Below are 7,211 nucleotides of genomic sequence, written 5' to 3'. Positions count from 1 at the left end.
GCCGGCTCAGGCGGGGAACTGGGCAAAGCGCTCGTCAACGCCGCGCCCGTCAAGGCCATTTCCTTCACAGGCTCCAACGACGTCGGCAACTGGATCCACACCGAAGCCAGCAAACGCCGCCTCCGCATCCAGCTCGAAATGGGGGGCAAGAACCCCACCATCGTGCTTGCCGAAGCCGATCTCAAATCCGCCGTCGAAAACGTCTGCAACGCCGCGTTTTTCTCGACCGGCCAGAAGTGCACCGCCACCAGCCGCGCCATCGTCGAAGAAGGCATCTACGACCAGTTCGTGGCCGCGCTCGTCGAGCGCACGAAGAAGCTTACCGTGGGCGACGGCATGCAGCCCGGCATCGACATCGGCCCCTGCGTCGATAAGGGCCAACTCGAAACCGTGCTCAAATACATCGAGATCGGAAAGAAGGAATCCGGCGAGCCCCTCTGCGGCGGCAACCAGCTTACCGGCGGCGCTTACGACAAAGGCTATTTCGTCGAACCCACCATCTTCGCCGACGTCGACCCCAACGCCACCATCGCGCGCGAAGAAATCTTCGGACCGGTCCTCGCCATCATCAAGGCTAAGGACTTCGAAGACGCCATGCGCCTCGCCAACGATACCGTGTTCGGCCTGTCGTCTTCCATCCAGACCACCAACCTCTCGCGCGCCATGGATTATATCTACCGCGCCGAGGCCGGACTGCTCACCATCAACCTTCCCAGCGCGGGCGTCGAATACCAACTCCCCTTCGGGGGAACTAAAGACTCCAGCTTCGGGCCGAAGGAACAAGGCCCGGCGGCGTTCGATTTTTACAGCGACTACAAAACGATTTATCTGAAATACTGAACGGACATACTGGACAACCCATGCAGATTGGTCAGATCCGAAAAGATGGCGCCACTGTCGCCGCGATCTTCGAAGGGGATTCCGCGCGCGCCATCCCCACTCATACCGTTGTCGACCTCATCCGTCGTTCCGAGGCGGAAGGGATTCCGCTGACGGAACTGGCGACGCAGCTCGCCTCGCGGCAAAGTCAGCCGGCGGTTCCGATCCTGCCGATTCATCCCATCGAAGTCTGGGCTTGCGGCTGCACGTATGAAGTGAGCGCCGAATTTCGAGACACCGAATTGGGCGCGGCCGAAGGAATGTACGCCTATGTGAACCGGGCGGACCGGCCGGAGATCTTTTTCAAAGGAACGGCGCGGGTCTGCGTGGGACCGAATCAGGCAGTAGGCTTGCGCTCCGATTCCAAATTCACTGCACCCGAGCCGGAACTCGCGGTGATTCTAGGCAGCAAGGGACGCGTGCTCGGCTATACATTGGCCAACGACGTTTCGGCCTGGGACATCGAGCGCGAGAACGCGCTGTACTTACCGCAATCCAAAGTTTATAACTGCTGTTGCTCGCTCGGCCCGGTGATTGTAACGGCGGATTCGATTGCCGATCCATACTCGCTAGAGATGACCTGCACGATCATGCGCGGCAAGGAGCAACGTTTCAGCGGTTCGGTTTCGACTGCACGGCTGTCACGAAAGATCGAGAATCTGACGGACTATCTGCTGCGGTCGAACTCGGTCCCGGCCGGCTCGGTGATGTTAACCGGGACCGGGATTATCGTTACGGCTGAGGCTGCGCTTGAAGCGGGCGATGTGGTCGAAATAACGGTGCCGGAAATCGGAACCTTGAGTAACGGGACCATCGTGGTATAGCGAATCGGTGTAGGATCAAAGCATGGAAGACGAATCGCGCGCGTATCCGCAGGAAATGGAAGAACGGCTGGCGTATCTGGAGAAGCGCCTGGAGGAACAGCGCCGCGAGTTCGAGGAGTGGCGCCGCGCCGCGGAGATCCAGCTGCGCGCTCAGGCGGCGGCACTTGCGACGCTCAACGAACGCGTGGCGCTAATCGAAAAACGCGCTCGCGAGTGGGGCATTTCCACGTGGGACGAGGAGCCGGCTACGCTTCCGAAACGCCCGTCCCCGAAACCGTCTTAGCACGGGAATCCGCCACCGGCTACCAAGTTCGGCTTGACCCTTCGATTCAGAACTAATGATGAAAAGGACCCGTACAGCCCCACTCCGAGCCCGACCGAAAGGGAGGGTCCGCCGCTGTCAGCCGCGTTGACCCTAGCCGGGTGGAACGGTGTATGTTGGAGGTCATTTTCGAGGGCGCAGCGCGGAAGGAAGCCCTTGATAGTGAAATGGCTTCCCAACATACACCGCTGAATGACGCTGGCGCCCTCGATTCAGTCGTTACGCGACCTACTCCTTCACCTCATCCGACACCACAAAAAACTTCTTCAGCCGCGTGCTTCCGAACGAAGTAGTGATCGCGATATCCGTCGCATCGCGGCCCGTCGCCATCAAAACCCGTCCGATCCGCGGGACGTTGTGGCGTGCGTCGAAGGTCCACCAGCGGCCGTCCAGGTACGCTTCGAACCATGCGCTGAAATCCATGGGAGTGTCCGAAACCGGCACGCCGATATCGCCCAGATATCCGGCAACATAGCGCGCGGGGATGTTCAGCGCCCGGCAGAACGTGATGGCGAGATGCTGAAAGTCGCGGCACACCCCGACGCGCTCCGTGTAGACTTCGAGCGCTGTTCGCGTGGACCGTGCGAACGCGTAGCCGAACTGCACCTTCTGGTTCACCCATGAAGTGATGGCGTAAACCGTCGGCCATCCCGGCGCGGCGCTGCCGAATAGTTCGTGCGCGGTGTTGGAAAGCAGTTCAACTTCGCAGTAGCGGCTGGGCAGCAGGAATTGCAAAATCTCATGCGGCAGCTGATCGATGGGCGACTGACGGGCATCCGCCTGAATCGGGTCGGGCTCGCCGGAATCCATCACCAGCGTGCGATTGCTGATGCGGGTGATTCCGGGCTGGGCGACGAAGCGCGTGCAGATGTTACCGAACGAATCGCAATATTGCTCACTCTCGATGTTCGGCTCAATCGTTAACTGGTCCGGCTCCCGCAAATCGGGCACACGGGACGGATGTACATTGAGCAATGCGATCATCGGGACTGGCGCGGATGCTTCGAATTCGATGTCATACCCCAGGCGAATCAGCATGAACGGGATTGGTCTCTTTCAAACGGGATTTGCGGACGGGGCAGATGCATAGAGGGATGGCGTTTAGTCTAGCAATTGTTACAACAATGAATAGTAGGGAAAGGATTTGACCGACGAATGACATATTGCCTGGGAATCGTCACCGACGAGGGGCTCGTCATGGCCTCCGATTCCCGCTCCAACGCGGGCTACGATCAGATTAACGTTTGCCAGAAGATGCACACCTACGTGCAGAAGGGCGAGCGCGTGTTCGTGATACTGAGCAGCGGCAGTTTGTCCATCAGTCAGTCCGTGAATACGCTGTTACGGAACGCTTTCAATGCGGGCGAGGGGCTGGCGAAGGCGGAATCGCTCTATCATGCCGCGCGGATTGTGGGCGATTGCGTACGGCGCATTTCCGACATCGACCGCGCCGCGCTGGAACGCGACAGCTTCAACTTCAACGTGCATCTGCTGTTGGGCGGCCAGGTGCGCGGCGAGCCGCCCAGTTTGTATCTGATCTATCCGCAAGGCAATCCGCTGCGCGTCACCGCCGATTCACCGTACTTGCAACTGGGCGAGTGCAAGTACGGGCGGCCGATTCTGGATCGCGGCCTGGAATCGAAGACATCGCTCGAAGATGCGGCAAAATACGCGGTGCTGTCGCTCGACGCAACCATGCGGTCGAACGTGACGGTCGGGCCGCCGATCGATCTGCTGCTCTATGAGAAGGACTCGTTCGATATCGGGCGCTACCGGCGGCTGTGGGCGGGCGAGAAGGACCTGGAGTTGGTGCATGCGCGCTGGGAACAGGCGCTGCGCCGCGCGGTCGAGCAGCTGCCGGATATCGAGTTTCGCGGCCTCGCGCCCAACGAGCTGACCGGATGAAGCGCGTGCTGGCGGTCTATCGCCACCTGAAAGAATCCGAACCGTATCAGGCCGCGCTGCGCCAGGCTGGAATGGAGCCCGTGTTGCGGCTGCCGTCGAAAGCCCCGGCGCTTGCGGAGGTGGATGGCTTGCTGCTGATGGGCGGTGAGGATGTCAACCCGGCGCTCTACCAGCAGGAGCCGCACCCCGCAACCGAGAAGCCGGACGATGAGCGGGATGCGGTCGAGTTGCGGTTGATTCGCGAAGCGGTGACGGCGAACGTTCCGGTGTTCGCGATCTGCCGCGGGTTGCAAATCGTAAACGTGGAGCACGGCGGCACGTTGGTTCAGGATGTCGCGGACCGGCTGCGTCATCGCAAGCGGCCCGTGGACAAAGCGACGCCGGCACATACAGTCGTGATTGAGCCGGACACGCTGCTGCGCCGTGTTCTGGGCGCGCCTGAAGCCAGCGTGAATTCGCGTCATCATCAGGCGATCGAACGGCTTGGAAATGGTCTGTTCGTTTCCGCTCGTGACAGCGAGGACCAGACGATTGAAGCCGTGGAACGAAACGACCTGCGGTTTTTCCTGGGAGTGCAATGGCATCCGGAAAACCAGAGTCCGGTGGACCCGCTGCAGGCCAGGTTGTTCGAGGCTTTCGCCGCGGCGTTGTAGCTTACGACTTTATGAGCGAGAGCTCAAGCTCGATCTTGAGTTCATCGCTCAGTGCGAACCCGCCGGTTTCCAGCGGGGCATTCCAGACCAAACCAAAGTCGCTTCGCTTGATCTTCGTCGTGGCGGACGCGCCGATGCGGAGGTTCCCGTACGGATCCTTCGATTCGGGGGTGGGGCCTTCCACTTTCAGCGTGACCGGCTTGGTTACGCCGTGAAGCGTCAGATCGCCTTTGACGGTGAGTTCGCCGTCGCCCGCCGGCGCAATGCTGCTGCTTTTGAACTCGATCGTCGGATACTGGGCGACATCCAGAAAGTCCGGGCTCTTGACGTGGCCGTCGCGGGTGGCGTCCTGAGTCGAGAGCGTGGTTGCGTCGATGATCGCGTCGATAGTGGATTGGCTCGGGTTCGCATCATCCCAAACGACCGTGCCGGTGACGCCGCTGAAAGCTCCGCGGACATTGGTGATCATCAGGTGGCGGACAACGAACTGGGCGCTGGAATGCGCCGGATCGATCTTGTAGCTTGTGCTCATTAGTTTATCCTTGTTTGCGCTCGATGTTTGTGCTCGATTATCTCGATATCAAGGTAGATTGCGACTGATTCACCGGGGATGCAAGCATTTCACGATAAATTCGCTCGGCATAAAGTATTCTTGGATCATGGGGCAGGAAAGCGGGACACACGTGTGGCTGGTGCTCTGGAAGGCGTCCCGCGCCGTGGAACGCAACGCTCTGGCAAGCATATCAGGCCTCGGAATCGGACTTTCGGACTTCGCCGTACTGGAACTGCTGTTGCATAAAGGCCCGCAATCCGTGAATTGGATCGGACGCAAGGTGCTGCTCTCGAGTGGATCGATCACGGCGGCGATCGACCGGCTGGAAGCGCGCAAGTTGGTGAAGCGGACGACCGACGCTGAAGACTTGCGGTCACGAATCGTAAAACTTACCGGCAGCGGCCGCAAGTTGATCGAGCGGGCGTTTGCGAAACACGCGGCGGACATGGAGGAGACGATCGCCGTGCTGCGGCCGCGCGAGCGCGAGGACCTGGTGCGGCTGCTGAAAAAGGTCGGGCTCTGGGCGGAGTCGCGGGCTGAGGGTTGACTGAGGCGCGGTTTACACTAAAGGGTCACTCGCTGGAATTCAAGGAGCTCACACAACTTTGGCAACAATCGTGGCGGTTCAAGGGATCGAGATTCTCGATTCGCGCGGCAACCCGACCGTGGAAGCGGATGTTTATCTTTCTGATGGATCGATGGGACGGGCGGCGGTGCCATCGGGCGCTTCCACCGGCGAACATGAAGCCGTGGAATTGCGCGACGGCGATAAGTCGCGCTACTTAGGCAAGGGGACGACGAAGGCGGTCGCGCACATCAATACCGAGATCGCGGAAGCGCTGCGCGGGCATGAAGCGACGGCCCAGGCGCGCATCGACCGCATGATGATCGATCTTGACGGGACCCCGAACAAGAGCCGGTTGGGCGCGAACGCCATTCTCGCGGTTTCGCTGGCGCTGGCGCGGGCGGCGGCCGCTTCGGAACGGACTCCGTTGTATCGCTATCTGGGCGGCGTTGGCGCGTTAACCCTGCCGGTCCCGATGATGAACATCATCAACGGCGGCGCGCACGCGGATTCGTCCGTGGATCTGCAGGAGTTCATGATTGCGCCTTACGGGGCGACGCGGTTTTCGGAGGCTTTGCGATGGGGCGTCGAGGTTTTTCATACCCTAAAAGGCGTGCTCAAGAAGCGGGGTTATTCTACCGCTGTAGGCGATGAAGGCGGTTTCGCACCTAGTCTGAAATCCAACGAAGAAGCTTTGGAAGTAGTCCACGAGGCGATCGCGCAGGCCGGATATAAAGCCGGAGAACAGATTGGAATCACGCTTGATCCGGCGTCGAGCGAGTTCTACTCGAATGGAAAGTACATCTTCAAGAAATCCGATAAGAGCGAACGCACCAGTGAACAGATGGTGGCGTACTGGGTGGATTTGAAGCGGCAGTATCCGGCCATCATATCGATCGAAGACGGAATGGCGGAGGATGACTGGGACGGCTGGAAGATGCTAACCGAGGCGCTGGGTAAGTCCGTCCAGTTAGTGGGAGACGACCTATTTGTGACCAATACGCGGCGGCTGAAGCGCGGTATTGACGAAGGGATCGCTAACTCGATCCTGATCAAGGTCAATCAGATTGGAACGCTGACGGAAACGCTGGAAGCGATGCAGATGGCGTCGAATGCGGGCTATACTTCGATTGCTTCGCATCGGTCGGGTGAGACGGAAGACCCGTTCATTGCCGACTTAGCCGTGGCTACGAACTGTGGGCAGATCAAGACGGGATCGGCAAGCAGGACGGACCGGATTGCTAAGTACAACCAACTGTTGCGGATTGAAGACAAACTAGGTTCGGCGGCTAAGTTCGCGGGACGGGCTGCGTTCCGGCGCTAGTCGCCCATGTCGAACCCGGCTCTGTAGACTCCCCCTTACCGAGCCGCGACGGTAACGGAGCGGTTACTACCAGGGGCTGCTAGTCTTGTCTAAGACGCGGCGATTCAGGATACCGCGATTAGCTTGCGGTAGTTAGCCAGGCATTGCTCGGCGGATTCCATTTCCGGCAATCGGCTGCCTTCCTGT

The 7,211-nt window shown here is 59.8% G+C and carries 9 protein-coding genes; 7 read left to right on the top strand and 2 right to left on the bottom strand.

The features are described 5' to 3' along the window. The 3 genes from H1Y01_RS04465 to H1Y01_RS04455 all read left to right on the top strand — a co-directional run. Window positions 1-840: aldehyde dehydrogenase family protein (locus H1Y01_RS04465; RefSeq protein ID WP_180539071.1), on the top strand; the 840-nt coding region annotated here is incomplete at its 5' end. Between the two features lie 20 nt (window positions 841-860). Further along, window positions 861-1,703 (top strand): fumarylacetoacetate hydrolase family protein, encoded by an 843-nt coding sequence (locus H1Y01_RS04460; protein WP_180539070.1) that lies wholly within the window; start codon window positions 861-863, stop codon window positions 1,701-1,703. A gap of 22 nt (window positions 1,704-1,725) precedes the next feature. Further along, window positions 1,726-1,986, top strand: coding sequence for a hypothetical protein (locus H1Y01_RS04455; RefSeq protein WP_180539069.1), 261 nt, complete (start codon window positions 1,726-1,728; stop codon window positions 1,984-1,986). A 267-nt stretch (window positions 1,987-2,253) separates the two neighbouring features. Here H1Y01_RS04455 and H1Y01_RS04450 read toward each other — a convergent pair whose 3' ends face one another. Continuing rightward, window positions 2,254-3,063, bottom strand: coding sequence for a transglutaminase-like domain-containing protein (locus tag H1Y01_RS04450; RefSeq protein WP_180539068.1), 810 nt, complete (start codon window positions 3,061-3,063; stop codon window positions 2,254-2,256). Window positions 3,064-3,180: 117 nt separating this feature from the next. Here H1Y01_RS04450 and H1Y01_RS04445 point away from each other — a divergent pair, with 117 nt between their 5' ends. Both H1Y01_RS04445 and H1Y01_RS04440 read left to right on the top strand, forming a co-directional pair. Beyond that, window positions 3,181-3,930: a peptidase gene (locus H1Y01_RS04445; RefSeq protein ID WP_180539067.1), complete on the top strand. Its 750-nt coding sequence runs from the start codon at window positions 3,181-3,183 to the stop codon at window positions 3,928-3,930. Next, a complete protein-coding gene (locus H1Y01_RS04440) occupies window positions 3,927-4,583 on the top strand; it encodes a gamma-glutamyl-gamma-aminobutyrate hydrolase family protein (protein ID WP_180539066.1) in 657 nt (218 codons plus the stop codon). The genes H1Y01_RS04445 and H1Y01_RS04440 overlap by 4 nt, the downstream gene beginning before the upstream one ends. 1 nt (window position 4,584) lies before the next feature. On the opposite strand, the gene H1Y01_RS04435 is transcribed toward H1Y01_RS04440, so the two are convergent. Then, on the bottom strand, window positions 4,585-5,115 hold the full coding sequence (locus H1Y01_RS04435; protein WP_180539065.1) for a YceI family protein: 531 nt from the start codon (window positions 5,113-5,115) through the stop codon (window positions 4,585-4,587). A 127-nt stretch (window positions 5,116-5,242) separates the two neighbouring features. Here H1Y01_RS04435 and H1Y01_RS04430 point away from each other — a divergent pair, with 127 nt between their 5' ends. Together H1Y01_RS04430 and eno are read left to right on the top strand one after the other, a co-directional pair. After that, window positions 5,243-5,683: a MarR family winged helix-turn-helix transcriptional regulator gene (locus H1Y01_RS04430; protein ID WP_180539064.1), complete on the top strand. Its 441-nt coding sequence runs from the start codon at window positions 5,243-5,245 to the stop codon at window positions 5,681-5,683. A gap of 58 nt (window positions 5,684-5,741) precedes the next feature. Next, entirely contained in the window at window positions 5,742-7,025 is a 1,284-nt protein-coding gene (gene eno, locus H1Y01_RS04425) for a phosphopyruvate hydratase (RefSeq protein WP_180539063.1), read from the top strand. Window positions 7,026-7,211: the final 186 nt, after the last annotated feature.

The organism is Nevskia soli (assembly GCF_903970205.1).
GTDB lineage: Bacteria > Acidobacteriota > Terriglobia > Bryobacterales > Bryobacteraceae > Bog-113.
This window is presented reverse-complemented; position numbering and strand designations above follow the sequence as displayed.